This window comes from Kitasatospora sp. NPDC053308, from assembly GCF_055585785.1.
In genome coordinates this window covers 84,856-108,367 of sequence record NZ_JBVJJY010000012.1, presented here as the reverse complement: position 1 = coordinate 108,367, position 23,512 = coordinate 84,856, and the positions used below count along the sequence as shown (strand labels likewise).

The window sequence follows — 23,512 nt, the reverse complement described above, 5'->3', positions numbered from 1 at the left end:
GCGCGCCCGGAGGTGCGCGGTTCCCGCAGCGGGGGTGCTGCGGGAACCGTACGGTCTCCGGGCCCGGCCTGTACAGCAGGCCCGGCGGCGGGGCGTCCGTCCTGGGCCACGGCTGCGGGGCCCGCGCCGGTTCAGCCTTCGAGGGCCTTGCGCTGGATCTCGTCGAGTTCGGCGCAGCCCAGGCTGCCGAGGTCGAGCAGCCGGTTGAGCAGGTCGCGGTCGAAGGGGGCGCCCTCGGCGGTGCCCTGGACCTCGACGAAGCGGCCGTCGGAGGTGCAGACGATGTTCATGTCGGTTTCGGCGCGCACGTCCTCCTCGTAGCGGAGGTCGAGCATCGGGGTGCCGTCGATGATGCCGACGCTGACGGCGCTGACGCCGCCGGTGATGGGCTGGCCCTTGGCGCGCAGGAGCTTCTTGTCGCGGGCCCAGGAGACGGCGTCGACGAGGGCGACGTAGGCGCCGGTGATGGCGGCGGTGCGGGTGCCGCCGTCGGCCTGGAGGACGTCGCAGTCGAGGACGATGGTGTTCTCGGCGAGGGCGCGGTGGTCGACGACGGCGCGCAGCGAGCGGCCGATGAGTCGGCTGATCTCGTGGGTGCGGCCGCCGATGCGGCCCTTGACGGCTTCGCGGTCGCCGCGGGTGTTGGTGGCGCGCGGGAGCATGGAGTACTCGGCGGTGACCCAGCCTTCGCCGCTGCCCTTGCGCCAGCGGGGGACGCCCTCGGTGACGCTGGCGGTGCACAGCACTTTGGTGTCGCCGTAGGAGATGAGGACGGAGCCTTCGGCGTGCTTGCTCCAGCCCCGCTCGATGGTGATGGGGCGGAGCTGTTCGGGGGTGCGGCCGTCGATGCGTGACATAGGCACCGAGCGTAGTCGGTCCGGGGCGGCGGGTCGGTCCGGGTGGGCGCGTCGGTCGGGGCGGTGTGGGCGCGTCGGTCGGGGCGGGGCGGTGTGGGCGGGGCGGGTGTGCCGCGGCCCGCCGTCCCCCGGGTGGGTGGTGGCGGGCCGGGCGGGTGAGCCGGGTGGCTCAGCTCACATCATGTCCTCGATGTCGGCGGCGATCGGGTCGGCGTCGGTGCCGATGACGACCTGGATCGCGGTGCCCATCTTGACGACGCCGTGGGCGCCGGCGGCCTTGAGGGCGGCCTCGTCGACCAGGGAGGCGTCCTTGACCTCGGTGCGCAGGCGGGTGATGCAGCCCTCGACCTCTTCGATGTTGTCGATGCCGCCCAGACCGGCGACGATCTTCTCAGCCTTGCTGGCCATCTGATTTCTCCCTCTGTCTCGGCTCGCCGGCCGCTCTGCCGGGTGCCGTCCTGCGCTGTGCTGTGGGGGTCGTCCCTCGGCCGTGGAGCGGCGAGGTCCGTGCCGGTGGCTGACGCGGGTTCAGCTGCGGTCGTGCTGCTGGGCAGCGCGACCAGCATCACCCGTGCGGGACCGGTTTGCCAGGTTAGTCCACTTATGGCCCATTCCCGCAGGCAGGCTCCCGACCGCCGCCCGAGGATGACGATCAGCGGGGCTACGTCCCGGAGTGCGGCCTGCGTCCCCAAGTGGTCTACACCAATATATGTGTACTCCGATGAACGCAGAAACGACCCCGGGGGTTCCAGGGCCCCGCCCGAGGGTCCCGCAGGGGGCCACCGGTCGGCAACCGGTCCCGGAGGGCTAAGGATGAGTTCGGCAGGAGCCACGGCCCCGCAGACGCAGTGGTGGCACTCCTTCTACGGCGGCCTGCAGAAGATGGGCCGTTCGCTGCAGCTGCCCGTGGCGGTGCTCCCGGCGGCGGGCATCCTCAACCGGCTCGGCCAGCCGGACGTGTTCGGCAAGGACGGCCTGGGCTGGAACAACGTCGCCAAGGTCTTCGCCGCGGCCGGCGGCGCGCTGCTCGACTCCGCGCTCGGATTGCCGATGCTGTTCTGCATCGGTGTGGCGATCGGCATGGCCAAGAAGGCGGACGGTTCGACGGCGCTGGCGGCCGTGGTCGGCTTCCTCGTCTACTACCGGGTGCTGCACGCCTTCCCGGAGAGCTGCAAGCCGCCGACGGTCCTGGTGAGCGACCAGTGCGTGGACTACGGCTCGGCGAAGGCGGCCGCCGCGACGTACCAGAACCCGGGGGTGCTGGGCGGCATCCTGCTCGGCCTGATGTCGGCCTGGCTGTGGGTGCGGTTCCACCGCACCAAGCTGGTCGACTGGCTGGGCTTCTTCAACGGCCGCCGACTGGTGCCGATGATCACCGCCCTGGTCGGAATGCTGACGGCCGTCGTCGCGCTCTGGGTCTGGCCGCCGATCGGGCGCGGCCTCAACGACTTCTCGCAGCACCTGGCGGATCTGGGGGCGGGTGGCTCCGGCATCTTCGGCCTGGTCAACCGGGCGCTGCTGCTGATCGGCATGCACCAGCTGCTGAACACCTTCGTCTGGTTCCAGTTCGGGGAGTTCACCAAGGCCGACGGCACGATCGTGCACGGCGACATTCCGCGTTTCCTGGCGGGCGATCCGACGGCCGGCCAGTTCCAGTCCGGATTCTTCCCGATCATGATGTTCGCGCTGCCGGCCGCCGCACTCGCGATCGCGCACTCCGCCAAGCCGCACCGCCGCAAGGAGATCTACGGGCTGATGCTCTCGCTCGGCCTGACCTCCTTCGTCACCGGTGTGACCGAGCCGATCGAGTACTCCTTCGCCTACATCGCCCCGGCCCTGTACGCCGTGCACGCCCTGCTGACCGGCGCGTCGATGGCGGTCACCTGGGGGCTCGGGGTGCACGACGGGTTCAGCTTCTCGGCCGGCCTGATCGACTACGTGATCAACTGGGGGCTGGCCACCAAGCCGTGGCTGATCATCGTCATCGGCCTCTGCTTCGCGGTGGTGTACTACGCGCTCTTCCGGTTCATCATCGTGAAATTCGATCTGAAAACACCGGGGCGGGAGGACGACAGCGAGGTCGAGGACGTCACCAAAGCCTGAAACGGATCGGCGCCGGGCAGCTCGCGCCATGGCCTTCGGACCTGCCGGTCCGGGGGCCTTCGGCATTTCGGGAAAGGACTCAATTCCCTGCCCGGCGGCCGTTCGAAAGGTAATTCGGCGGCGATCCGGCCGCCGACGACGGCCTTCGCACCACCGTCCGACGGCGACCCGGGCGCGCCCGGCGCGGCCCCGACCAGGCGGTTCCGCGACGCTGCGGTCACTCTGAGCATCCACCCGGCCCCGACCGGGGCCCGCCCGCCCGTCCCCAAGCGCCGCCCGCCCCGCCGTACGGCGGCCGGGGCCTTTTTGTTGCGCAAATAGCCAAAATCCCCATCGCACACGTAATCAAGATCGTCGTTCCGCACCCAGGTTTCGATTTCATAGCGCTTTCCGGTGACGGCGCTTTCCAGGGTTCCCCGCCTTCTCCGCCCGTGCTACAAAACTGGTCTACACCACCCGTGGTGTAGACCAGTTCGCGGTTCGGCCCCCTGTGCCCTCCCCGACCGACCGCCATGCCGTTAGGAACCCACCCCCATGAGTCAGTCTGCGCAGGCACCGGCGCCCGCCACGGCTCCGGCCACGCCAAGCCCCGCCAAGAAGTTCGGCCAGAACCTCCTCCAGGGTCTGCAGAAGATCGGCCGCAGCCTCCAGCTGCCGGTCGCCGTCCTGCCCGCCGCCGGCATCCTGCTCCGGCTCGGCCAGCCCGACGTCTTCGGCAAGGACGGGCTCGGCTGGGGGAAGGTCGCCGAGGTCTTCGCGACCGCCGGTGACGCGGTGTTCAGCAATCTGGCGCTCCTGTTCTGCGTCGGTGTCGCGATCGGCTTCGCGAAGAAGGCCGACGGCTCGACCGCGCTGGCGGCCCTGGTCGGCTACCTGGTCTTCAAGGAGGTGCTCACCGTCTTCCCGATGGACGGCACCATCACCGCGGCGCTGCCGAAGGGCAAGCCCCAGGACCCGGGTGTCTTCGGCGGCATCGTCGTCGGTCTGCTCAGCGCCGTGATCTGGCAGAAGTACCACCGCAAGAAGCTGGTCGACTGGCTCGGCTTCTTCAACGGCCGCCGCCTCGTCCCGATCATCATGGCCTTCGTGGGCACCCTGCTCGGTGTGGTCATGGGCCTGGCCTGGGGCCCGATCGGCACCGGCCTGACCCACGCCAGCGACTGGCTGACCGGTCTGGGCGCCGGCGGCTCCGCCATCTACGGTGTCGCCAACCGCGGCCTGATCCCGGTCGGCATGCACCAGTTCCTGAACACGTTCTTCCAGCAGCAGCTCGGCAGCTTCACCGACCCGTCGGGCGCCACCTGGACCGGCGAGATCCCGCGCTTCTTCCACCACGACCCGACCGCGGGCCAGTTCATGTCGGGCTTCTTCCCGATCATGATGTTCGGCCTCCCGGCCGCCGCCCTGGCCATCGCCCACGCCGCGCGCCCCGAGCGCCGCAAGGCCGTGCTCGGCATGATGATCTCGGTCGCGCTGACCAGCTTCGTGACCGGTGTCACCGAGCCGATCGAGTTCTCGTTCATGTTCATCGCGCCGGTGCTCTACCTTATCCACGCGGTGCTCACCGGCCTCTCGATGGCCGTCACCTGGGGTCTGGGCGTGCACGACGGCTTCGGCTTCTCGGCCGGCCTGATCGACTACCTGCTGAACTGGAACCTGGCCACCAAGCCGTGGCTGATCATCCCGATCGGCCTGGTCTTCGGCGCGCTGTACTACTTCCTGTTCCGCTTCGCGATCGCCAAGTTCGACATCAAGACCCCCGGTCGCGAGGACGACGACGAGATCGAGGACGTCACCCGCGCCTGACGCCCGCGCCACGTCCCCAACGAGGGCCCCGTCCCGCCGCTGCTCCCCCAGCGGCGGGACGGGGCCCTCGGCGTGTCCGGACGGTCCGCGGCGCGGGAAGCACGGTTGACGAACCGACGCGGGCCCTGGTCAACTGAGGCGGTGAACGCCTCGTGCCCGCTGGTCACCCGCAGCCACATCGACTTCGGTCGCGTGTGGTCCGCGGCGTGTCGCGGCTGAGCTGACCGTTCCCCCGCCGCCGTCCGGCTGACGTCCCGCCGGCGCCGGCTCCTCCCGCCCGGACGGGCTCCCGCCCACGGGCCGTCACCGCGCATCCGCGTGTTCCGCGAACAGCCCCGCACCACCGCCGCTCCCGTACCGGCCGGTGCGCGCACCCGTCCGCGCCCACGTCCGCGCACGCGTCCGCACGAGGAAAGTCAGGCTCGCCATGCCCCGCCAGCTCCACCTGTCCGCCGCCCTCGACAGCCCCGGCCGCTTCGACGCCGGGCACTACGCCGCCCTCGCCGGCCTCGCCGAACGGGCCACCCTGGACTTCGTCACCCTCGACGACTCCTTCACCGCCGAACCGCGCCGCCCGGACGCGCTCGCCGCCCTCGCCCGGATCGCCCCGCTCACCGGCCGGGTCGGGCTGGTGCCGACCGTCACCACCACCCACACCGAGCCCTTCCACACCTCGATCGCGGTCAACACCCTGGACTGGGTGAGCCACGGCCGGGCCGGCTGGCTGGTCGGCGTCTCCGCGACCGAGGCCGAGGCGAGGGCCTTCGGCCGCCGCCCGGTCGCCCCCGCCGACGAGCTGTGGGCCGAGGCGGCCGACGCCGTCGAGGTCGCCGCCCGGCTCTGGGACAGCTGGGAGGACGACGCGGAGATCCGCGACGCCGCCACCGGGCGGTTCATCGACCGCGGCAAGCTGCACTACGTCGACTTCGAGGGCCGGCACTTCTCCGTCCGGGGACCGTCCATCACCCCGCGTCCGCCCCAGGGCCGCCCGGTCGTCGTGGTGCCGGTGGCGGCGGCCGACCTCGCGCCGGACGCCCCGGCCGACGGGCGCGCCCGGGTCGCCGCCGCGATCCGGCACGCCGACGTCGTCCTGCTCGACGCCCCCGACCGGGCCGCCCGGCTGACCGCCGCCACCGAACTGCGGCTGCGCGCCGGCGAGCACCTGCGGATCCTCGCCCGGCTCGGCGCCGCCCTGTCCGCCCTTCCCGACCGGGCCGCCGAGGAACGCCTGCTCGCCGAACTCACCGCCGCCGGCACCGGCGTCGACGGCTTCCACCTCGTCCCCGCCGACCCGGCGCGCGACCTGGCCGCCCTGGCCGACCGGATCGCCCCGGCCCTGCGCGCCGCCGGCCTGCTGCGCGCCGGGTACCCCGGCCGCACCCTGCGCGACCACCTCGGCCTGGCCCGGCCGACCAGCCGCTACGCCTCCGCCTCCGCCGTCCCCACCGCCTCCCCCGCGCTCGCCGAGGTGACCCGATGACGGACCGACCGCTCAAGCAGATCCACCTCGCCGCGCACTTCCCCGGCGTCAACAACACGACGGTGTGGAGCGACCCGGCCTCCGGCAGCCACATCGAGTTCGACTCCTTCCGCCACCTCGCGCGGACCGCCGAGCGCGGGAAGTTCGACTTCTTCTTCCTCGCCGAGGGCCTGCGGCTGCGCGAGCACAAGGGCCGCGTCCACGACCTGGACGTGGTCGGCCGGCCCGAGTCGATCACCCTGCTGAACGCACTGGCCGCCGTCACCGAGCGGCTCGGGCTGGCCGCCACCGTCAACGCGACCTTCAACGAACCGTACGAACTGGCCCGTCGCTTCGCCTCCCTGGACCACCTCTCCGGGGGCCGCGCGGCCTGGAACGTGGTCACCTCCTCGGACGCCTTCACCGGGGAGAACTTCCGCCGCGGCGGCTACCTGGACCGCGCCGACCGCTACACCCGCGCCGCCGAATTCGTCCAGCTGGCCCGGGAGTTCTGGGACGCCGGGGAGGACGGCGTCCGGCACCGCGGCCCGCAGTTCGAGGTCGAGGGCCGGCTCTCGCTGCCGCGCCCGCCGCAGGGCCACCCGGTGGTGATCCAGGCCGGGGACTCCGACGAGGGCCGGGAGTTCGCCGCCGCCACGGCCGACGTGGTCTTCAGCAGGCACTCCGCCCTCGCGGCCGGCCAGGCCTTCCACGCGGACGTCAAGCGCCGGCTCGCCGCGTACGGGCGCAAGCCGGACGAGCTGAAGATCATGCCCGGTGCCACCTTCGTCCTCGGCGACACCGATGCCGAGGCGCAGGAGCGCGCCGTCGAGATCCGCCGGGCCCAGGTCGGACCGCGGACCGCGATCGCCTTCCTGGAGCAGGTCTGGGGCGTGGACCTGTCCGACCACGACCCGGACGGTCCCCTGCCGGACATCGACCCCGACCCGGACGGCGCCCTGGCGCGGGGCCGGGTCGGCCTCGGCGACCCGCTGGCCGTCGCCGCGCGGTGGCGGGCGGTCGCCGCGGAGAAGGGGCTGACCAGCCGCGAACTGGTGATCGAGGTGACCGGCCGGCAGTCCTTCGTCGGCTCCCCCGCCACCGTCGCCGCGCGGATCGACGAGTTCGTGCAGCAGGACGCCGCCGACGGCTTCATCCTCGTCCCGCACCTCACCCCGGGCGGCCTGGACGAGTTCGTCGACCGGGTCGTCCCGCTGCTCCAGGAACGCGGGGTGTTCCGCACCGACTACAGCGGCCCGACCCTGCGGGACCACCTCGGGCTGCCCGTCCCCGGGCGGCGCTGAGCCGCTCCCGCCGCCACCCCCACCGAGCCGGACCCGGCCTCCGAGAGCCCCGGCACGACGAGTTGACGGACCGTCATTTCCCGCTCCTCCGGACCGCTCCGCCGGCCCGGTCCGGGCTCGGGGCTCAGGACCCCGGGCCCCGGGCTCAGAGCTCAGAGCTCAGAGCTCAGAGCTCGTAGACCGCGCCCGCGCGGGCGACCTCGACCGGGCCCGCGTAGGCCGCGGCCGCGTCGCGGCGGTTGTGCTCGGCGTCCGTCCACGGCGGGATGTGGGTGAGGACGAGTCTGCGGGCGCCGGCGGCGGTGGCGTGCTCGCCGGCCTCGCGGCCGTTGAGGTGGACGGCCTGGTAGGTGTCACGGCCGTCGATGTACGCGGCCTCGCAGAGGAAGAGGTCGGTGTCGCGGGCCAGTTCGACGAGTTCGGTGCTCTCGCCGGTGTCGCCGCTGTAGACGAGCGAGCGGCCGGCGTGTTCGAGGCGGAACGCGAAGGCGTCGACGGGGTGGTTGACCCGGGCGACCTCGATCCGGAAGGGGCCGAGGTCGAAGCGGCCGGGGTGCAGGGTGCGGAACTCGAAGACCTCCTTCATTCCCGGGTTCTCGGGCATGTCGTAGGCGCGGGCGAGTCGCTCGGCGGTGCCGGCCGGGCCGTACACGGGCAGCAGTTCCGGGCAGCCCTCGGCGCGGTAGTTGCGGGCCACCCAGTAGGCGCACAGGTCGACGCAGTGGTCGGCGTGCAGGTGGCTGAGCAGGACGGCGTCGACGTCGTACAGGCCGGTGTACTTCTGCAGGGCTCCGAGGGCTCCGTTGCCGAGGTCGAGGACGACGCGGTAGCCCTCGGCCTCGACCAGGTAGCTGGAGCAGGGCGAGTCGGCGGATGGGAAGCTCCCCGAGCACCCCACCACGGTCAGTTTCATCCGAGCCCCTCCGCCCCGACACGTCCTGGCTGCTGCTGGAAAACGGCATGGAAAACGGCAGGCCGGGCCGGTGGACCGGCCGGTAGCACTGCGTTGGTGTGTCGAGGGTAAGGGTGGAGCGGCACTTTGCCCCCGTCCCCGTGCCGGGCTGTGGCTGGAATCACCAGAACGCCGGGGGACGGGAGCGGGGGCGCGGGCGCGGGCGGGGATCAGCGGTGCCGGGGGCGGTTGCGGGCCCAGGCGCGGATGGTGTCGGGGTACCAGCGCGGGTGGCCGGTGTCGTCGGTCAGGTCCGGGTCGGGCAGCAGGCCGTGCCGCCGGTAGTTGCGGACGGTCTCGGGCTGGACGTTGATGTGGCGGGCGATCTCGGCGTAGGACCACAGCTCGGCGCTACGAACCACGGGGCACCTCCGGAACGGGGGCGGACGTTCGTGACGCAGCCTGTCCGGACGCGGGCGGGGTGTCCGTGGCAGCACGGGCACGGTGGCGGTTCCGTGACGAACCGGGAGCAACGCGCGGACAAATACTCAACTGTCACAGCCGTCACGCTGGTGGCGTTCGCCCCGGGCCCGGTACGGTTCGCCGCATGAACGGCATGACTGGTACCTGGGTCGTCCTGGCACTGGCCGGCATCGCAGTGGTGGCGGCCGTCACGGCGGTGCTGGTGCGGCGCACCCGTCCGGCGCCGCGACCGGCGGGGCCGACCGGCCCGCGGCCGCGCCCGGGCACCAAGGCGGGGCCGGAGCCGCAGGAGATCTGGTGGGCACAGGTGCCGTTCGAGGACGGCCCCGGGTCCAAGGACCGCCCGTGCCTGGTGCTGCGGGTGCGCGGCCGGACCGCGACCGTCGCGAAGATCACCAGCAAGCACCACGCCGAACGCCCCGGCGTGCTGCCGCTGCCGCCCGGCTCGGTGGGCGACCGGCAGGGCCGGGCCAGCTGGCTGGAGACCGACGAGCTGCGCGAGGTGCCGCTGTCGGCCTTCCGCCGCCGGGCCGGCACGGTGGACCGGCAGGTCTGGGCCCGGGCGCAGCAGGTGCTGAACTAGCAGCGGGTGCCGGACCGGGCCCGGTCCGAGTGCCGGACCTCAGGCCCAGAGCTGGCCCTGCAGCGCCTCGACCGCCGCCTCGGTGGTCTCGGCGGTGTAGATGCCGGTGGACAGGTACTTCCAGCCGCCGTCGGCGACCACGAAGACGATGTCCGCGCGCTCCCCGGCGGCCGCGGCCTTGCGGCCGACGCCGATCGCCGCGTGCAGGATGGCGCCGGTGGAGACGCCCGCGAAGACGCCCTCCTGCTGCAGGAGTTCGCGGGTGCGGCGGACGGCGTCGGCGGAGCCGACCGAGAAGCGGGTGGTGAGCACCTCGGCGTCGTAGAGCTCGGGGACGAAGCCCTCGTCCAGGTTGCGCAGCCCGTAGACCAGGTCGTCGTAGCGCGGTTCGGCGGCGACGATCTTCACGCCGGGGACCTTCTCGCGCAGGTAGCGGCCGACGCCCATGAGGGTGCCGGTGGTGCCGAGGCCGGCCACGAAGTGGGTGACGGTCGGCAGGTCGGCGAGGATCTCGGGGCCGGTGCCGGTGTAGTGGGCGCCCGCGTTGTCGGGGTTGCCGTACTGGTAGAGCATCACCCAGTCGGGGTGCTCCGCGGCGATCTCCTTGGCGATCCGGACGGCGGTGTTGGAGCCGCCGGCCGCCGCGGAGGGGATGATCTCGGCGCCCCACATGCGGAGCAGCTCGCGCCGCTCCTCGCTGGTGTTCTCGGGCATCACGCAGACCATCCGGTAGCCCTTGAGCTTGGCGGCCATGGCGAGCGAGATGCCGGTGTTGCCGCTGGTGGGCTCCAGGATCGTGCAGCCCGGGGTGAGCCGGCCCTCGGCCTCGGCGCGCTCGATCATGTGCAGCGCCGGACGGTCCTTGATCGAGCCGGTCGGATTGCGGTCCTCCAGCTTGGCCCAGAGGCTGACCAGGCCGTCGGCGTTTCCGGGGACGGCGGCGGACAGCCGCGGCAGGCGGACCAGCGGGGTGTTGCCGACGGCTTCGAGCGGACTGTCGTAACGCAAGGGAGGCCTCCGGCCACGGCGGTGAGGGTCACACCTCGGTGAGGGTCACGAGGGGTGGTTCCCCCGCCGGTGACGGGGGAACCGGGCGGTCAGCGGGCGCCGCCGGCCACGGCGGGCAGGATGGTGACGCTGTCGCCGTCGGCGACGGCGGTGGAGATGCCCTCCAGGAACCGGACGTCCTCGTCGTTCAGGTAGACGTTGACGAAGCGGCGCAGCTCGCCGCCCTCGACCAGGCGGGCGGCGATGCCGGGGTGGCGGGCGTCGAGGTCGGTGAAGAGTTCCCCGAGGTTGCTGCCGTTGCCCTCGACGGCCTTGGCGCCGTCGGTGTAGGTGCGGAGGATGGTCGGGATGCGGACCTCGATGGCCATGGGTGCGCTCCTGTGCGAGTCGTGGAGTGGGTGGGCCGCGAGGGGCGCGGCAGGGCGGAGGGTGCCCGGGGCTCGACGCCGCCGGAGGGTGGCGGGCCCGGGTGGGGTGGGGCGGCTCTCAGCGCGAGCGCGCGGGCGTGCCGGGACAGATCGCACCGGCGTGCCGGCACAGGTCGATGTGCAGGCGCGCCACGAGGCGGGTGCCCGGGGCCTGGTTGCTCACATCGACGGAACGCATGGGCTCATCGTATAGATTCCCGAGCCCGCTCCGACATGCCCGTCTCGGGATCCGGATGTTCTCGTTCCCAGGACTGAGACGACGGCGGCCCGCCGACCCGTTCCCGGAGGTCGGCGGGCCGTGTCCGGGCGGGCACCGGTCAGGGCTGGTAGGCCTCGACGACCTGGACGTCTTCCTCTGTGATCTCGCCGTCCACGATGCGGAACGAGCGGAACTGGTAGGGGTCGTCCTCGCCGTTGCCGTCGGCGGTCGAGACCAGGACGTAGTGGGCGAACGGCTCGGAGGCGTAGCTCACGTCGGTGCGCGAGGGGTAGGCCTCGGTCGCGGTGTGCGAGTGGTAGACGATCACCGGCTCCTCGTCGAGGTCGTCCATCTCGCGGTAGAGCTTGAGCAGGTCGCCCGAGTCGAACTCGTAGAAGGTGGGCGAGCGGGCGGCGTTCAGCATGGGGATGAACCGCTCGGGCCGTCCGCTGCCGGCCGGTCCGGCGACCACGCCGCAGGCCTCGTCCGGGTGGTCGGCGCGGGCGTGGGCCACGATCCGGTCGCGGATTTCTCGGGTGATGGTCAGCATGCGGTCAGGATAGCCACGCCCCGGCAGGTGTCTGCCGGGGCGTCCGAGGCGCGGTCGGCGGGTGTCCCGAGGCGCGGTCGGCGGGTGTCCGCGGGCGGGCCCGGGGTCCGTGCGGGCCGGGGTCAGCCGCCCTCGGGCGCGTACTGGCGGTCCTCGACGGGGCCGTCGACGGCCTGCGGGTTGCGGCTCTTGAGGAGGCGGTAGCCGACCACCAGCAGCACGGCCCAGGCCGGGAAGACGTACAGCGAGATCCGGCTGTCCTCGTCCAGGCCGATCAGCACCACGACCAGGGCGAGGAAGGCGAGCGCGGCCCAGCTGACCCAGGCGCCGCCGGGGGCCTTGAAGGAGGGGGCCGGCAGGTCGCCGCGCTTCCAGGCCTTCCGGTAGCGGATCTGGGAGATCAGGATCATCGCCCAGGTCCACAGGCCGCAGACCGTGGCGACCGAGGTGATGTACTCGAACGCCCGCGCCGGGACGAGGTAGTTGAGCACCACGCCGACGCCCATCAGCAGGCTGGACACGGTGATCGCGAAGGCCGGGGTGCGCCGGGAGTTGAGCTTGGTGAGCTGCCCGGGGGCCTGGCCGCGCAGGGCGAGGTCGCGCAGCATGCGGCCGGTGGAGTACATCCCGGAGTTGCAGGAGGAGAGCGCGGCGGTGAGCACCACGAAGTTGATGATGCCGGCCGCGGCCGGGATGCCGATCTTGCCGAAGGCGGCGACGAACGGGCTGACGCCGGGCTGGAACTCGGTCCACGGCACGAGCGAGAGGATGACGACCAGGGCGCCGATGTAGAACAGCGCGATCCGCCAGGGCAGGGTGTTGATGGCGCGCGGCAGGGTCTTCTCGGGGTTCTCGCTCTCGCCCGCGGTGACGCCGACGAGTTCGACGCCGAGATAGGCGAACATGACGATCTGAAGGGTCATCACGGTGGCGCCTATGCCCTTGGGGAAGAAGCCGCCGCCCTCCCACAGGTGGGTGATCGAGGCGGTGTCGCCGGCCTTGCTGAAGCCGAGGGTGAGCACGCCGACGCCGATCAGGATCATGCCGATGATGGCGGTGACCTTGACCATGGAGAACCAGAACTCGATCTCGCCGAACAGCTTCACCGAGATCAGGTTGGCCGCGTAGAGGACGACCAGGAAGGTCAGCGCGCTGAGCCACTGCGGGATGCCGGGCGCCCAGAACTTCACGTACACGGCGGCGGCGGTGGTCTCCGCCATGCCGGTGACGACCCAGAACAGCCAGTACGTCCAGCCGGTCACGTAGCCGGCGAAGGGGCCGAGGAACTCCCGCGCGTACTCGGCGAAGCTGCCGGAGACCGGGCGGTAGGTGAGGAGTTCGCCGAGGGCGCGCATGATCGCGAAGATCACCACGCCGGCGACGGCGTAGGAGAGGATCAGGCTCGGGCCGGACTTGGAGATGGCGGTGCCGGCGCCGAGGAAGAGGCCGGTGCCGATGGCTCCGCCGATCGCGATCATCTGGATCTGGCGGCTGCCAAGCCCGCGCTCGTAGCCCTCCTCGTCCGGTGTGGTGTCGACCACGGGGTCGTACGGCTTCTCGGCCATGGGTGCACCGTCCTGGTCGGTCTCGGGGGTGGAGAAGTCGTACCACGCACCATCCGAATAGCGGTGTCATCTGAGCGTTATCTGAGCATGACCTGCTCGCATTTGCCCCATTTTGACCGGAAAACCTTGGCCTGATCGTCCACATGCTGGACGAAAGCGCCGGCTCCTGCCCGAAACCGGGCACGATCGCCCCGGAAACGCGAACGGGAGCGGACTCCGCCGCTCCGCGTTCACCCCGGGGTCCGCCGGAATCCACGGCCCGTTCACCCGGCACCCGCCGCCCCGCCCCCGCCGCGCGTCGGCACGGGCCGCGCGCTCCCCCGCACGGCCGCGGCTCAGTCGCCCATCGCCTCCAGCAGCGACTCCTGCATCGCCCCCAGCCACAGGTACGCCATCACCAGCGGCTTGCGCTCGTCGCCGTCCGGCAGCGCGTAGAGGCCCTCCTCGTCCTCCTCGGTGACCTCCAGCCGGACGCCGAGCGCCAGCCGCAGGTCGTTCAGCGCGCCCAGCCAGCGCAGGCACTCGGGGGTGCCCAGCTTGAGCACCCCGTCGCCGCCGAGGCCGTCCAGCGCCCGGACCACGAACAGCGCGTCCTCCCGCTTGCGGGCCCGCAGGTCCGGCTCGGTGAAGCGGCGGAACTCCCCGGACGCGGCCCTGGACTCCTCGTCCTCCGCCTTCCCCGGGTCGCCGTAGGCGTCCGGGAAGAACCGGGCCAGCACCGGGTCGGCGGGCGCCTCGGTGGGCCCCTCGGCGAACAGCGCGGCCAGCGGGTCGCCGCCCTCCCCGCCCGGGCCGGGGCCGATCAGCTCCAGCAACTGCACCTCCAGCGAGCGGAGGATGGAGACCTCCCACTCGTCCAGCGCGATCGCCGCGCCGCCACCGCCGGTGCTCTCGAACAACCCAGCCATCTGTATCGGTCAGCCCGTCTTCGTCGTCTTCGGTCGTACGGCCGGCGGTTCCGGCGTCAGTCGTGCTGCAGCGTCGCCCAGAGGCCGTAGCCGTGCATCGCCTGGACGTCGCGCTCCATCTCCTCGCGGGAACCGCTGGAGACCACCGCCCGCCCCTTGGTGTGGACGTCCATCATCAGCTGCCTGGCCTTGTCCTTCGGGTAGCCGAAGTAGGCCTGGAAGACGTACTGGACGTAGCTCATCAGGTTGACCGGGTCGTTGTGCACGATGGTCACCCAGGGGGTGTCCGGCTCTGCCGCCGGCAGCCCCTCGACCTCGGGGCGCTCGATCTCCGCGGGCGCGACACTCACGCCGGGTCCTCCTCGCTGCACGCTCGTCCGTTGCTCCTCACGCCCCATGCTGCCATCCGGGGGACCCCCGGGCGATTCCGGCCCGGCCCGCCGAACGAGAAATCGTCACTCTGACGCTAAGTGGTAGTAGCATCATCCTCATGGACGCCACTTCAGTGCGCGCGGCCGGCTCGACCGCGCTGCTCACCGACCGCTACGAGCTCACCATGCTGCAGGCCGCCCTGCGCAGCGGGGCCGCGCACCGCCGCTCCGTCTTCGAGGTGTTCACCCGCCGCCTGCCGAGCGGCCGCCGCTACGGCGTCATGGCAGGCACCGGCCGGGTGCTCGACGCCGTCGAGGACTTCCGCTTCACCACCGCCCAGCTGGACTGGCTGGCCGACCAGGGCGTGGTCGACGAGGACACCCTGCGCTTCCTCGCCGACTACCGCTTCCGCGGCGACATCCACGGCTATCCGGAGGGCGAGGTCTACTTCCCCGGCTCCCCGCTGCTCACCGTCGAGGGCAGCTTCGCCGAGGCCGTGATCCTGGAGACGGTGATCCTCTCGATCCTCAACCACGACTCGGCCATCGCGGCCGCCGCCTCCCGGATGACGGCGGCCGCCGGCGGCCGCCCGGTGATCGAGATGGGCGCCCGCCGGGCCCACGAGCAGGCCGCCGTGGCCGCCGCCCGGGCCGCGTACGTGGCCGGGTTCGCCGCCACCTCCGACCTGGAGGCCGGCTTCACCCACGGCATCCCGACCACCGGCACCGCCGCGCACGCCTTCACCCTGGTCCACGACAGCGAGCGGGACGCCTTCACCGCGCAGATCGCCTCGATGGGCAAGGGCACCACGCTGCTGGTCGACACCTACGACCTGCGCGAGGCCGTGCGCACCGCGGTCGAGGTGGCCGGCCCCGAGCTGGGCGCCGTCCGGATCGACTCCGGCGACCTCACCCTGCTGGCCCACCGGGTCCGCCGCCAGCTGGACGAGCTGGGCGCCGAGAAGACCCGGATCATCGTCACCTCCGACCTGGACGAGTACGCGATCGCCGCCCTGGCCGCCGCCCCGGTGGACGGCTACGGCGTCGGCACCAGCCTGGTCACCGGCAGCGGGCACCCGACCTGCGCGATGGTCTACAAGCTGGTCGCCCGCGCCGGGGCCGACGGGGGGCCGCTGGTGCCGGTGGCCAAGCGCGCGGCGGGCGGCAAGACCAGCATCGGCGGCCGCAAGTGGGCGGCGCGCCGGCCCGACGCCGAGGGCGTGGCCGAGGCCGAGGTGGTCGGCACCGGGCCCGTCCCGGCGGAGCTGCGGCCGCACCTGCTGCAGGTGCCGCTGGTCCGGGCCGGTGAGACCGTCGGGCGGGAGCCGCTCACCGCCGCCCGCGACCGCCACGTCCGCGCCCGCGCCGCGCTGCCGCTGTCGGCCACCCAGCTGTCCAAGGGCGACCCGGTGCTGCCGACCGAGCTGCTGCTGCCGTCCGACGTGGTGCTCTGACGCCCGCGCTGACGCGGCATCCCGACGCCCAGCCCTGACGCGGCGCCCCGACACCGCGCCCCGAGACCACGGCCTGACGCGGCGTCCCGGCACCGCGCCCTGACGCGGCGTCCCGGCCCGAACGGGTCCCGCGACCGGGCGGGACCCGCGATCGGGCGGGAGCCCCCGGCCCGGCCACCCGAGCGGTCCCCGGGGCTTCCGCCCCCGCGCGGCACTCCCTAGAGTCAGCCGTAGAGTTCCCCCGGAGCTCCCCGAGAACCCCCCGAGCCCCGCACCGCCGGGCCGAGTACTCCCGAGGGCTCCCCCACCGGGGCGCCGCCGCCGGCGGGCCCCCGACATCCGAGGATGCGAGCCATGCACCGGGCACTGATCGTCGTCGACGTTCAGAACGACTTCTGCGAGGGCGGCAGCCTGGCCGTCGCCGGCGGCGCCGAGGTCGCCGCCGCCATCACCGACCTGATCGCCGAGTCCTCCCCCGGCTACCAGCACATCCTCGCCACCCGCGACCACCACATCGACCCGGGCGCGCACTTCTCCGCCGATCCGGACTACGTCCACAGCTGGCCCGTCCACTGCGTGGCCGGCACCGAGGGGGTGGGCTTCCACCCCAACTTCGCGCCCGCCGTGATCTCCGGCGCGGTCGAGGCGGTCTTCGACAAGGGCGCCCACTCGGCGGCGTACAGCGGCTTCGAGGGACTGGACGAGAACGCCCGCGGCCCGGTGGAGTGGCTGCGCGAGCGCCAGGTCGACGAGGTCGACGTGGTGGGCATCGCCACCGACCACTGCGTCCGGGCGACCGCCCTGGACGCCGCCCGGGCGGGCTTCACCACCCGCGTCCTGCTGGACCTCACCGCCGGGGTGGCGCCGGAGACCACCGCCGCCGCGCTGGAGGAGCTGCGGGCGGCCGGGGTCGAGCTGGTCGGCACCCCGGTGGTCCGTTCCTGACGCCTCCCGGCGCCGGACGCCCCGCGCCGTCGCGACCCCGGCGGCGCCGTCCCCCCGCGGCAGCCCACCGGTGGCGCCGCGGGGATCAGACCACCAGCAGCTCCACCACGTCCGTGCCGCCGAACCGGTACGCCTCGCGCAGCTCGCCGCCGACCGCGTCCGGTTCGGCGGCCAGCCGGGCACTGGAGACGTACACCACGCGGATGCCCAGGTACTCCATCCGGTGCTGCCCGCCGCGCACCCAGGCGGCCTCGCCCTCGCTGACGCAGCGCAGGTCCGAGTCCACCTCCACGGCGACCCCGCGCTCCGGCCAGTAGAGGTCCGGGACGGCGATGTACGTGCCGCCGCGCATCCGCAGCTCGGGGGAGTTCAGCGGGACGGGCAGCAGCCATTCGTCCACCAGCTGGCCGACCCGCTCCAGCACCGAGTCCCGCTCGGCGGCCAGGAGTTCGTCCAGCGCGGCACGCACCCGCGGCTCGCCGGTCAGCCCGGACTCGATCAGCTCGGCCGCCAACTCCCTTACGGTGCAGCCGTTCTCCGGGCGGGATACGGCCTCCCGGAGTACCTCGCGCACCGGCGCCGGAGCCTGCGGGTCCGCCGTCCACTCGCCGAGCGCGTCCGCGACCGCCCGGGCCACCGGCGCGCAGGCCAGTCCGTGCACCGAGCGCGCCACCAACTCCCTTTCGGTGCGCCGGATCCGCACCTCGCCGACGTCCTTCAGCCGGCGCTGGCGGGGGACCAGGACGTCCACCCCGGTCACCGCGGGCAGCCGGGGCACGGCCGCGAAGCCGTACAGCGCCAGCGCCGCCGCGCCGGTGATCACCGCGCCCTCACGGCGGCCCTCCTCGCGGCCGTTCTGCGCGGCGTAGAGCAGCGCGGCCCAGATCCGCTGCTCCGGGGTGGGACCGTCGGACTGCAGCAGGTAGACCCGCGGGAGCATCCGCTGCCAGGGACCGCCCCGGCGGCAGTGCTCGGTGATGACCCGGGCCGGCACGCCCCGGGCGCGCAGCTGGCTCGCGGTGACGACGTTCTGCTGACGCTTCGCCAGCTCCTCCAGCGACGGCGGAGGCGAGGGGATCCGGTAGCTCATGCGGACACCATCCCCAACGACCCGGACCCGCGACCGGGAGCCTGACGCACTGTTACTCAACCGTCGCGAAACCGGGACCAGCCCGCACTAAAGTCCTCATACCCTCACTCATTTGGAGTAATTGACGCTCATACGGTTGTCATATCTGATCGAAACCGATCGCCGACCTGGCCGTCTGACCCAGCGTGACCAAGGGCATACGGCGAGGGACCCTCCAGGCGTCAATCCCGCCCCGGGGATTGCCTAGGCTTGCGTCATGTCACGTGACGAGACCGCCGGCCTCCGCGCGGCCCAGCTCCGCCTCGGCCGCCTGCCCGGATACGTCCGCCGCCCGGACCCCGCCCGCCGCAGCGGCGAGAAGGGCCATACGTACAAGAAGGGCTGGGAGGTCCGCTTCACCGCCCGCAGTGAGGCCGAGATAGCAGAGATCCGCGACCTCGTGGTCGCCGCCGGGTTCGCCCCCGCCAGACCGTTCTTCAAGGGCCACCAGCTGATCCAGCCGGTCTACGGCATGGCGGCGGTGCAGGCCTACCTCGCCGCCAGACAGGCGGCCGAGGAACACGCCGCCCGGGCCGCGGTCGGCCGCCGCCGGACAGCCTCGGGCCGGGCCACGGGCCACACCGGCGGGCCGCACGCCGCGGTTCCGCATGCGGGCGGCCCGCACGCCGCGACTCCGCATACGGGCGGGCCGGCGCTCCGGTGCGAGCACGAGGAGGCCGCCGCCGGAGCGGTCGCGGCTGCGACGGTCACGGCTGCGGCGGCCGCGCAGGCGGCCCGGCGGCGGGCCGTCGAATCCTTCCCCACCCAGCTCGACCGGGACACCGCGGCCGACCACGCCCCTCCGCCGGAGGCCCGGACGACCTCCTGACCAGACCCCGACGGGCGACCGTACGGCCCGTCCCCTCCGCCCCGGCCGCCGAGGCCACGTTCAGGCCGCCGGGGCACGGCCCACCCGCCCGGACGCCCACCGGATCCCCGGGCCCCACCAGCCACCCGGATCCCGGATCCCCGGGCCCCACCAGCCACCCGGATCCCGGATCCCCGGGCCCCACCAGCCACCCGGATCCCGGATCCCCGGCCGACCGAGGACCGCCGTCCCGGATACCGCCATGCGTGTGGTCCTGATCCCGCCCACGCCGCCGCCCGTACCCACAGCCGGGCTCGCGGCCACACCGCCGCCACCCCGGCCGTGAGCGCGGTTGCGCGAGCGGTTGTGCGGGAGCGCCTTCGCGCCGTGGGCGTGGACGTCAGCCTCCCCAGGCCCTACGGTGGCACATCAACTGCCCTGCAGCCATAGTCGTCCTACACCCTCTGACCAGCTGCGACGCGCTCGCAACTACGCCTCCCCGCCACTGCGCAGCACCACCCCGCCGGCCCCGCGCCGGCTCCCGTCGACTCCTGCCAGGCCGCTCGGCCGCCCCGTCGCACCCGGTCGCCACCGGAACCGGACGGACGGCGGCGGGTTCCGGGCATTCCATCGGATTGGTCACCCAGCGCACCGAGGGCCTACCGTAGAGTGAGCACAGATGATCGACCGTCAGAAATCCATCTCCCTTGCCGAGAAGACGAGATGACCAACCGTCACGCGACGCCCGCCGAGCCACCCCCGGGGCTCGGCGAGCCGGAGGACGTACCCCTGGAGTTCACCGCGTTCTGCGAACTCCACCGCCCCCGGTACCTCAGCTACGCCCGGGTGTGGCTGACCGAGCACGGCGACGCGGCCGGCGCCGTCCAGCAGGCCTTTGCCGAAATCGCGGTGCACTGGCGCGAGTTGATGGGCAGCTCCAACCCCACCGCGCACGCCTGGGAGATCCTGCGCGGCACCGTGGCCGAGCACACCCGGCGCGAGACGCCCGACCCGGGCCGGCACCCCGCCGACGACGACCTGGCCATCCTGCACTACGTCGTCGGCCTCGCCGCCCCCGAGATCGCCGACGTCATCGGCACCGACGCCGCCAGCGTCGCCGGCCGACTGCGCCGCACCATGCTGCGCGAGGCCTCCGGCTGGTGACCTCGCGCCGCACGCGCCCCCCGAACGCCTCGCGCGCCTCCCCGCCCCGGACCCTCCTCAGACCCGCTCGCCCGTCACGTCGAACAGATGGTGCACCGGGTCGTGGATCAGGTACCGGGAGAACGACTCGACCGTGAACCGCGCCCCGTCGCCACGCGTCCCGGTCCGCCCCCACTGCTCGCCCGCCACCCGCTCGAACGCCGCGGCCAGCCGCTCCGCGGCCTCCGCCAGCTCCCCGGCCACCACCCCCGGCAGCTGCTCCCCGTAACGCTCGGCGACCGCCGTCTCGTCCTGGTCCCAGTTCGCGAACAACGGGTCCTCCTGTTCCAGCATGAGCCCCAGCCGCACGTCGAACAGCCGGAAGACGTCCCGGACGTGACACGCGTACTCCAGGACCGACCAGACGCCCGGCTCCGGCCGCCGACGCAGCGCCTCCTCGTCCCCCGCCAGCAACGCCACCCAGGCCCCCGCGTTCGCCCGCACCATCCCCGCGACGTCCTCGCGCACCACCTTCGCCGTGTCCAACCCGCAGTCGGCGCAGGGGCGTCCGAGCACCCAGGTCCAGTCCTTGGTGTCCGGGACGATCTCCCCGGCACCGGCGGTGCGCGAGGTCCTGGTGGTACTGGCGGTACGGGCAGCAGTGGTCGCGTCGGTCGCGTTCTCAGAAGCACTCATGCGCCCAGCATGGCCGCCACCCCGACCGCCCCACCAGCGGCAATACCGCCACCCCCCACCGAATTGCTGCCACCCCCACCAGCCCCGGCCGACCCCCTACCCCCTCCGCCGCCGAGCCTGCACCACCGCGACGGCCGACAACCCGAGCACCACCGCACCCGCCGCCACCGCCCCGATCACGAGCCCGGTGTCGTCACCACCCCCGCCCCCACTGGCCTCCGGCACCGGCGGCTCCACGGTGGGCTCATCCGTCGCGTCATCCGCCGGCGGAGCACCCCGCGACTCCGGCCGCTTCACGAGCGGGTTCTCCAGAGGCCCGCTGTCCACGGCAGGATTCGCCTCCAGGGCCTTCGCGGGCGCGAGGATCCCGTAGCCGTAGTGGTTGTTGGGCACCACCGTCCCGTTGGCGGGAGGAGTGGCCGACTTGATCATCCGATTGATCACCTGCCCGGCCGACAGGTTCGGGTACTTGGAACGGATGAGCGCGGCAGTGGCGGATACGTAGGCGGTGGAATCCGAAGTACCGTCCCCAGCCGCATAGCTGGTCGGAGTCTTGGCCGATGCGTGATAGATGTCCACACCGGGAGCAATGAGGGTCGTTTCAGGGCCTGGTGTGGAACTGTCCCAGACGATCCCTTTGGAATCCACAGCCCCCACGGCCACCACCCCGGGGAAGGCCGCAGGATAGTTGACGCCTAGGTCCGAGCCGCTATTGCCCGCGCTGGCAACAAGTACAACGTCCTTCGACACCGCGTACGCCACGGCCTTGCGCGTCTGCGTATCGAACCGGAGAAGTCCTCCGATGGACATGTTGACGACGGTCGCGCCGTGATCAACAGCAAAACGGATTGCCTCCGCAAGGTCGTTCACTTGCGGTTCCGGGCCCCCGTCCGTGGTCTTCACCTTCACCGGAAGGATTTTCGCCTTTGGTGCCAGACCCATCACCCCAGCCTGCGGGCCATGGCCGTGCCCTGCGATAAGGCTCGCCATGGCAGTGCCGTGACCGTCGGTGTCGATACGACCGTCCGATTGGGTACCGGAGAAGTCGGCGCCGGGCAGAACCTGACCGGTGAGGTCCTGATGCTCCGAGTTCACGCCGCTGTCGATCACCGCAACAACGACACCCTCGCCCTGGCTGATCGGCCAGACCTTCGTCTCCGCCTCAAAGGTCTTCAAGGCCCACTGCTGGTCTCTGATCTGATCCGCTGATGCCGCCGGTGCGACGACGCTCCAGACCAATACCCCAGCACCAAGGGCCGCCGCACTGCGCGCCACCCGACGGCTCGCCAAACCCGGTCACCTCACTCAAGGACGCATCCCGCAGATCACCTACCTGCGGGATGCGATCAGATCACCTACCCGTCTACGGGCCGACCTCATTCCACCACGTTCGGGTTGGCCGGCTTGTTCGACGCCCAGGTCTCCTCGTCCTCGACGAGATAGTCCGGTCGCTTGCCGCCCTTCTCCCGATCCTTCTTCGGCCCTGGTGCCCCGCTCAGTGGGACACACGGCGACGTGCCGGCTGCGCCCGTACCTCCCGGCTCACCCCTGAGCCGGCCTCGCGCCCCCAGCCCTGATCCGCCTTCCGTGAACGCCTGCTTGCCACGTGTCCCGGCATCGGACGGAGCCGGTTGCCGACTAGATCCGATGGGGCCTGTCGTCCCACTGCCCAGCGTGGCTCCGGACGTTGCACGGCCCCCAGGGGCGAAACCCGATGGGATCTCACCACGACCACCGGTGCTGACAGACTTGCCCCCGCGTGGAGGCGCACCCTCCAACGGCGTGTCGCCGGTGGAGAACCCCTTGCCCCCGAAGCCGGTGGTGCTCTGACTGGGGGCAGGCATGATCGAGGGGTTCTGCGTGGTCGGTCCCCCTGGGCTGGCGATCGTCTGTCCGCCTCCGCCCGAACCCGGGCCCGGGCCTACGGTCGGTACGCTGTTCAACCCTGAGGCCTGAGTCCCGGAGGTCGGCGGACTTGGCACGCTACCTGTTGGGCGAGACACCGGAGTGCCGGAGATGCCGGTATCGGAACTGCGGCTCCCAGTGTTCGACTGCTTTGGCGGGGCCTGCGCCGCACCTCCCTTGATCCCGGATTCGGTCGGGAGCACCGCCGCCCTGGACGTGGAGCCGGCTGTCATCGGCGGTTGGGAGGGCTTCGATCTCTGCGGCGACAGGGCAGCTGTCGTCCTTGACGAGGTTCCTCCGACACCGAGGGGTGTTCCGGACATCACCGCTGCAGCTGTCATCGCTGCTGCGACGCCCGGGTCACCTTGGGTAGTGACCTCGTGGGTGTCTTCCTTTCCGCTGGGGTGGTAGGGCGGCGGAGCCTTCAGGGCCGGGGTCGCGATGCGGTAGTGCATGGCGAGGGTCTGCATGACGGTGGCGGCTTCGGCCTTCTTGCGGTCGGCGATGGGGATGTGTTCGTCGTCGCCGTCGCCGAAGAGGGCGGAGACGCCGTCGCTGACGTTGTCCTTGACCTTGTCCCAGGTGCCGGGTTCCTCGGGCATCTCGCGTTTGGCCTTGGCCATGGCTTCGGAGACGCTGTGGAGGATGTTGGCCGCGTCGTTGGCGTAGGCGGCGGCGTTGTTGATGCTGGCGGCGAGGGTGAGCATGCGGGTGTGGAAGGCGTCGCTGGTGGTGCCTTCCCAGGTGGTCGCGGCTTCGGTGCTGGCTTTGGTGAGGGTGAGGCGGATCTGCTTGAGGGTGTCGGCGGCGGTGCGCCAGGGGTCGCCGGCGGCCATGACCGCGCCGGGGTCGAGGGCCTGGGCCATGGCGCGGAGTTGGGCGTGGCTGTACTTGGCGAAGTCGGTGTAGACCACGG

24 protein-coding genes are annotated in these 23,512 nt (G+C 72.3%); 9 read left to right on the top strand and 15 right to left on the bottom strand.

What is annotated here, in order from left to right; all coding sequences use genetic code 11:
• Positions 1–131: 131 nt before the first annotated feature.
• Both rph and ACZ6Y7_RS25180 read right to left on the bottom strand, forming a co-directional pair.
• Positions 132–857 (bottom strand): ribonuclease PH, encoded by a 726-nt coding sequence (rph, locus tag ACZ6Y7_RS25185; RefSeq protein WP_465760188.1) that lies wholly within the window; start codon positions 855–857, stop codon positions 132–134.
• 174 nt (positions 858–1,031) lie between these two features.
• The gene (locus tag ACZ6Y7_RS25180; protein WP_030060521.1) at positions 1,032–1,265 is read right to left on the bottom strand and encodes a PTS sugar transporter subunit IIB; all 234 of its coding nucleotides are present in this window, start codon (positions 1,263–1,265) and stop codon (positions 1,032–1,034) included.
• A gap of 405 nt (positions 1,266–1,670) precedes the next feature.
• Between ACZ6Y7_RS25180 and ACZ6Y7_RS25175 the strand changes: the two genes are divergently transcribed.
• The 4 genes from ACZ6Y7_RS25175 to ACZ6Y7_RS25160 all read left to right on the top strand — a co-directional run bounded on the left by ACZ6Y7_RS25175 (position 1,671) and on the right by ACZ6Y7_RS25160 (position 7,529).
• Positions 1,671–2,960, top strand: a complete 1,290-nt coding sequence (locus ACZ6Y7_RS25175; protein WP_465760187.1) for a PTS transporter subunit EIIC — start codon at positions 1,671–1,673, stop codon at positions 2,958–2,960.
• A gap of 534 nt (positions 2,961–3,494) precedes the next feature.
• The gene (locus ACZ6Y7_RS25170) at positions 3,495–4,766 is read left to right on the top strand and encodes a PTS transporter subunit EIIC (protein WP_465760186.1); all 1,272 of its coding nucleotides are present in this window, start codon (positions 3,495–3,497) and stop codon (positions 4,764–4,766) included.
• Positions 4,767–5,193: 427 nt separating this feature from the next.
• The gene (locus ACZ6Y7_RS25165) at positions 5,194–6,246 is read left to right on the top strand and encodes an LLM class flavin-dependent oxidoreductase (RefSeq protein WP_465760185.1); all 1,053 of its coding nucleotides are present in this window, start codon (positions 5,194–5,196) and stop codon (positions 6,244–6,246) included.
• Entirely contained in the window at positions 6,243–7,529 is a 1,287-nt protein-coding gene (locus ACZ6Y7_RS25160) for an LLM class flavin-dependent oxidoreductase (RefSeq protein ID WP_465760184.1), read from the top strand. Before ACZ6Y7_RS25165 ends, ACZ6Y7_RS25160 begins: the two co-directional genes overlap by 4 nt.
• A gap of 166 nt (positions 7,530–7,695) precedes the next feature.
• Here ACZ6Y7_RS25160 and ACZ6Y7_RS25155 read toward each other — a convergent pair whose 3' ends face one another.
• On the bottom strand, positions 7,696–8,442 hold the full coding sequence (locus tag ACZ6Y7_RS25155) for an MBL fold metallo-hydrolase (RefSeq protein ID WP_465760183.1): 747 nt from the start codon (positions 8,440–8,442) through the stop codon (positions 7,696–7,698).
• Positions 8,443–8,651: 209 nt separating this feature from the next.
• On the bottom strand, positions 8,652–8,843 hold the full coding sequence (locus ACZ6Y7_RS25150; RefSeq protein WP_465760182.1) for a MerR family transcriptional regulator: 192 nt from the start codon (positions 8,841–8,843) through the stop codon (positions 8,652–8,654).
• 185 nt (positions 8,844–9,028) lie between these two features.
• Here ACZ6Y7_RS25150 and ACZ6Y7_RS25145 point away from each other — a divergent pair, with 185 nt between their 5' ends.
• A complete protein-coding gene (locus tag ACZ6Y7_RS25145) occupies positions 9,029–9,487 on the top strand; it encodes a type II toxin-antitoxin system PemK/MazF family toxin (RefSeq protein ID WP_465760181.1) in 459 nt (152 codons plus the stop codon).
• A 39-nt stretch (positions 9,488–9,526) separates the two neighbouring features.
• Here the strand turns inward: ACZ6Y7_RS25145 and ACZ6Y7_RS25140 are convergent, their stop codons facing one another.
• The 7 genes from ACZ6Y7_RS25140 to clpS form a co-directional block, all read right to left on the bottom strand.
• Positions 9,527–10,495: a PLP-dependent cysteine synthase family protein gene (locus ACZ6Y7_RS25140; RefSeq protein ID WP_465760180.1), complete on the bottom strand. Its 969-nt coding sequence runs from the start codon at positions 10,493–10,495 to the stop codon at positions 9,527–9,529.
• 89 nt (positions 10,496–10,584) lie between these two features.
• Complete coding sequence (locus ACZ6Y7_RS25135) at positions 10,585–10,863, bottom strand: MoaD/ThiS family protein (protein WP_224282816.1); 279 nt, start codon at positions 10,861–10,863, stop codon at positions 10,585–10,587.
• Between the two features lie 118 nt (positions 10,864–10,981).
• Entirely contained in the window at positions 10,982–11,101 is a 120-nt protein-coding gene (locus ACZ6Y7_RS25130; protein WP_317621128.1) for a putative leader peptide, read from the bottom strand.
• 139 nt (positions 11,102–11,240) lie between these two features.
• Entirely contained in the window at positions 11,241–11,672 is a 432-nt protein-coding gene (locus ACZ6Y7_RS25125; RefSeq protein WP_465760179.1) for a M67 family metallopeptidase, read from the bottom strand.
• Positions 11,673–11,794: 122 nt separating this feature from the next.
• On the bottom strand, positions 11,795–13,237 hold the full coding sequence (locus tag ACZ6Y7_RS25120; protein ID WP_465760178.1) for an amino acid permease: 1,443 nt from the start codon (positions 13,235–13,237) through the stop codon (positions 11,795–11,797).
• Between the two features lie 335 nt (positions 13,238–13,572).
• Positions 13,573–14,145, bottom strand: a complete 573-nt coding sequence (locus tag ACZ6Y7_RS25115; protein WP_465760177.1) for a DUF2017 domain-containing protein — start codon at positions 14,143–14,145, stop codon at positions 13,573–13,575.
• A 56-nt stretch (positions 14,146–14,201) separates the two neighbouring features.
• Positions 14,202–14,495 carry an ATP-dependent Clp protease adapter ClpS gene (gene clpS, locus ACZ6Y7_RS25110; RefSeq protein ID WP_465760176.1) on the bottom strand — a complete coding sequence of 98 codons (294 nt, stop codon included), beginning with the start codon at positions 14,493–14,495 and terminating at the stop codon, positions 14,202–14,204.
• A gap of 140 nt (positions 14,496–14,635) precedes the next feature.
• On the opposite strand from clpS, the gene ACZ6Y7_RS25105 reads away from it, so the two are divergent.
• The gene (locus ACZ6Y7_RS25105; RefSeq protein WP_465760175.1) at positions 14,636–15,970 is read left to right on the top strand and encodes a nicotinate phosphoribosyltransferase; all 1,335 of its coding nucleotides are present in this window, start codon (positions 14,636–14,638) and stop codon (positions 15,968–15,970) included.
• A gap of 354 nt (positions 15,971–16,324) precedes the next feature.
• Entirely contained in the window at positions 16,325–16,915 is a 591-nt protein-coding gene (locus ACZ6Y7_RS25100) for an isochorismatase family protein (protein ID WP_465760174.1), read from the top strand.
• A gap of 85 nt (positions 16,916–17,000) precedes the next feature.
• Here ACZ6Y7_RS25100 and ACZ6Y7_RS25095 read toward each other — a convergent pair whose 3' ends face one another.
• Positions 17,001–18,005, bottom strand: coding sequence for a hypothetical protein (locus ACZ6Y7_RS25095; protein ID WP_465760173.1), 1,005 nt, complete (start codon positions 18,003–18,005; stop codon positions 17,001–17,003).
• Between the two features lie 256 nt (positions 18,006–18,261).
• On the opposite strand from ACZ6Y7_RS25095, the gene ACZ6Y7_RS25090 reads away from it, so the two are divergent.
• On the top strand, positions 18,262–18,873 hold the full coding sequence (locus tag ACZ6Y7_RS25090; RefSeq protein WP_465760172.1) for a hypothetical protein: 612 nt from the start codon (positions 18,262–18,264) through the stop codon (positions 18,871–18,873).
• A 702-nt stretch (positions 18,874–19,575) separates the two neighbouring features.
• Positions 19,576–20,016, top strand: coding sequence for an RNA polymerase sigma factor (locus tag ACZ6Y7_RS25085; protein WP_465760171.1), 441 nt, complete (start codon positions 19,576–19,578; stop codon positions 20,014–20,016).
• Positions 20,017–20,073: 57 nt separating this feature from the next.
• Here the strand turns inward: ACZ6Y7_RS25085 and ACZ6Y7_RS25080 are convergent, their stop codons facing one another.
• From ACZ6Y7_RS25080 to ACZ6Y7_RS25070, 3 genes are all read right to left on the bottom strand, one after another.
• A complete protein-coding gene (locus ACZ6Y7_RS25080) occupies positions 20,074–20,691 on the bottom strand; it encodes a DinB family protein (RefSeq protein ID WP_465760170.1) in 618 nt (205 codons plus the stop codon).
• Between the two features lie 96 nt (positions 20,692–20,787).
• Entirely contained in the window at positions 20,788–21,867 is a 1,080-nt protein-coding gene (mycP, locus tag ACZ6Y7_RS25075; RefSeq protein ID WP_465760169.1) for a type VII secretion-associated serine protease mycosin, read from the bottom strand.
• Between the two features lie 200 nt (positions 21,868–22,067).
• Positions 22,068–23,510, bottom strand: a complete 1,443-nt coding sequence (locus ACZ6Y7_RS25070; RefSeq protein ID WP_465760168.1) for a WXG100 family type VII secretion target — start codon at positions 23,508–23,510, stop codon at positions 22,068–22,070.
• Positions 23,511–23,512 lie beyond the last annotated feature (2 nt).

What these genes read in the sequence shown, in the direction of transcription:
- rph (WP_465760188.1), bottom strand. Translation starts at nt 857, where the DNA reads ATGTCACGCATCGACGGCCGCACCCCCGAACAGCTCCGCCCCATCACC.
- ACZ6Y7_RS25180 (WP_030060521.1), bottom strand. Translation starts at nt 1,265, where the DNA reads ATGGCCAGCAAGGCTGAGAAGATCGTCGCCGGTCTGGGCGGCATCGAC.
- ACZ6Y7_RS25175 (WP_465760187.1), top strand. Translation starts at nt 1,671, where the DNA reads ATGAGTTCGGCAGGAGCCACGGCCCCGCAGACGCAGTGGTGGCACTCC.
- ACZ6Y7_RS25170 (WP_465760186.1), top strand. Translation starts at nt 3,495, where the DNA reads ATGAGTCAGTCTGCGCAGGCACCGGCGCCCGCCACGGCTCCGGCCACG.
- ACZ6Y7_RS25165 (WP_465760185.1), top strand. Translation starts at nt 5,194, where the DNA reads ATGCCCCGCCAGCTCCACCTGTCCGCCGCCCTCGACAGCCCCGGCCGC.
- ACZ6Y7_RS25160 (WP_465760184.1), top strand. Translation starts at nt 6,243, where the DNA reads ATGACGGACCGACCGCTCAAGCAGATCCACCTCGCCGCGCACTTCCCC.
- ACZ6Y7_RS25155 (WP_465760183.1), bottom strand. Translation starts at nt 8,442, where the DNA reads ATGAAACTGACCGTGGTGGGGTGCTCGGGGAGCTTCCCATCCGCCGAC.
- ACZ6Y7_RS25145 (WP_465760181.1), top strand. Translation starts at nt 9,029, where the DNA reads ATGAACGGCATGACTGGTACCTGGGTCGTCCTGGCACTGGCCGGCATC.
- ACZ6Y7_RS25135 (WP_224282816.1), bottom strand. Translation starts at nt 10,863, where the DNA reads ATGGCCATCGAGGTCCGCATCCCGACCATCCTCCGCACCTACACCGAC.
- ACZ6Y7_RS25130 (WP_317621128.1), bottom strand. Translation starts at nt 11,101, where the DNA reads ATGCGTTCCGTCGATGTGAGCAACCAGGCCCCGGGCACCCGCCTCGTG.
- ACZ6Y7_RS25125 (WP_465760179.1), bottom strand. Translation starts at nt 11,672, where the DNA reads ATGCTGACCATCACCCGAGAAATCCGCGACCGGATCGTGGCCCACGCC.
- ACZ6Y7_RS25120 (WP_465760178.1), bottom strand. Translation starts at nt 13,237, where the DNA reads ATGGCCGAGAAGCCGTACGACCCCGTGGTCGACACCACACCGGACGAG.
- ACZ6Y7_RS25115 (WP_465760177.1), bottom strand. Translation starts at nt 14,145, where the DNA reads ATGGCTGGGTTGTTCGAGAGCACCGGCGGTGGCGGCGCGGCGATCGCG.
- ACZ6Y7_RS25105 (WP_465760175.1), top strand. Translation starts at nt 14,636, where the DNA reads ATGGACGCCACTTCAGTGCGCGCGGCCGGCTCGACCGCGCTGCTCACC.
- ACZ6Y7_RS25100 (WP_465760174.1), top strand. Translation starts at nt 16,325, where the DNA reads ATGCACCGGGCACTGATCGTCGTCGACGTTCAGAACGACTTCTGCGAG.
- ACZ6Y7_RS25095 (WP_465760173.1), bottom strand. Translation starts at nt 18,005, where the DNA reads ATGAGCTACCGGATCCCCTCGCCTCCGCCGTCGCTGGAGGAGCTGGCG.
- ACZ6Y7_RS25090 (WP_465760172.1), top strand. Translation starts at nt 18,262, where the DNA reads ATGTCACGTGACGAGACCGCCGGCCTCCGCGCGGCCCAGCTCCGCCTC.
- ACZ6Y7_RS25085 (WP_465760171.1), top strand. Translation starts at nt 19,576, where the DNA reads ATGACCAACCGTCACGCGACGCCCGCCGAGCCACCCCCGGGGCTCGGC.
- ACZ6Y7_RS25080 (WP_465760170.1), bottom strand. Translation starts at nt 20,691, where the DNA reads ATGAGTGCTTCTGAGAACGCGACCGACGCGACCACTGCTGCCCGTACC.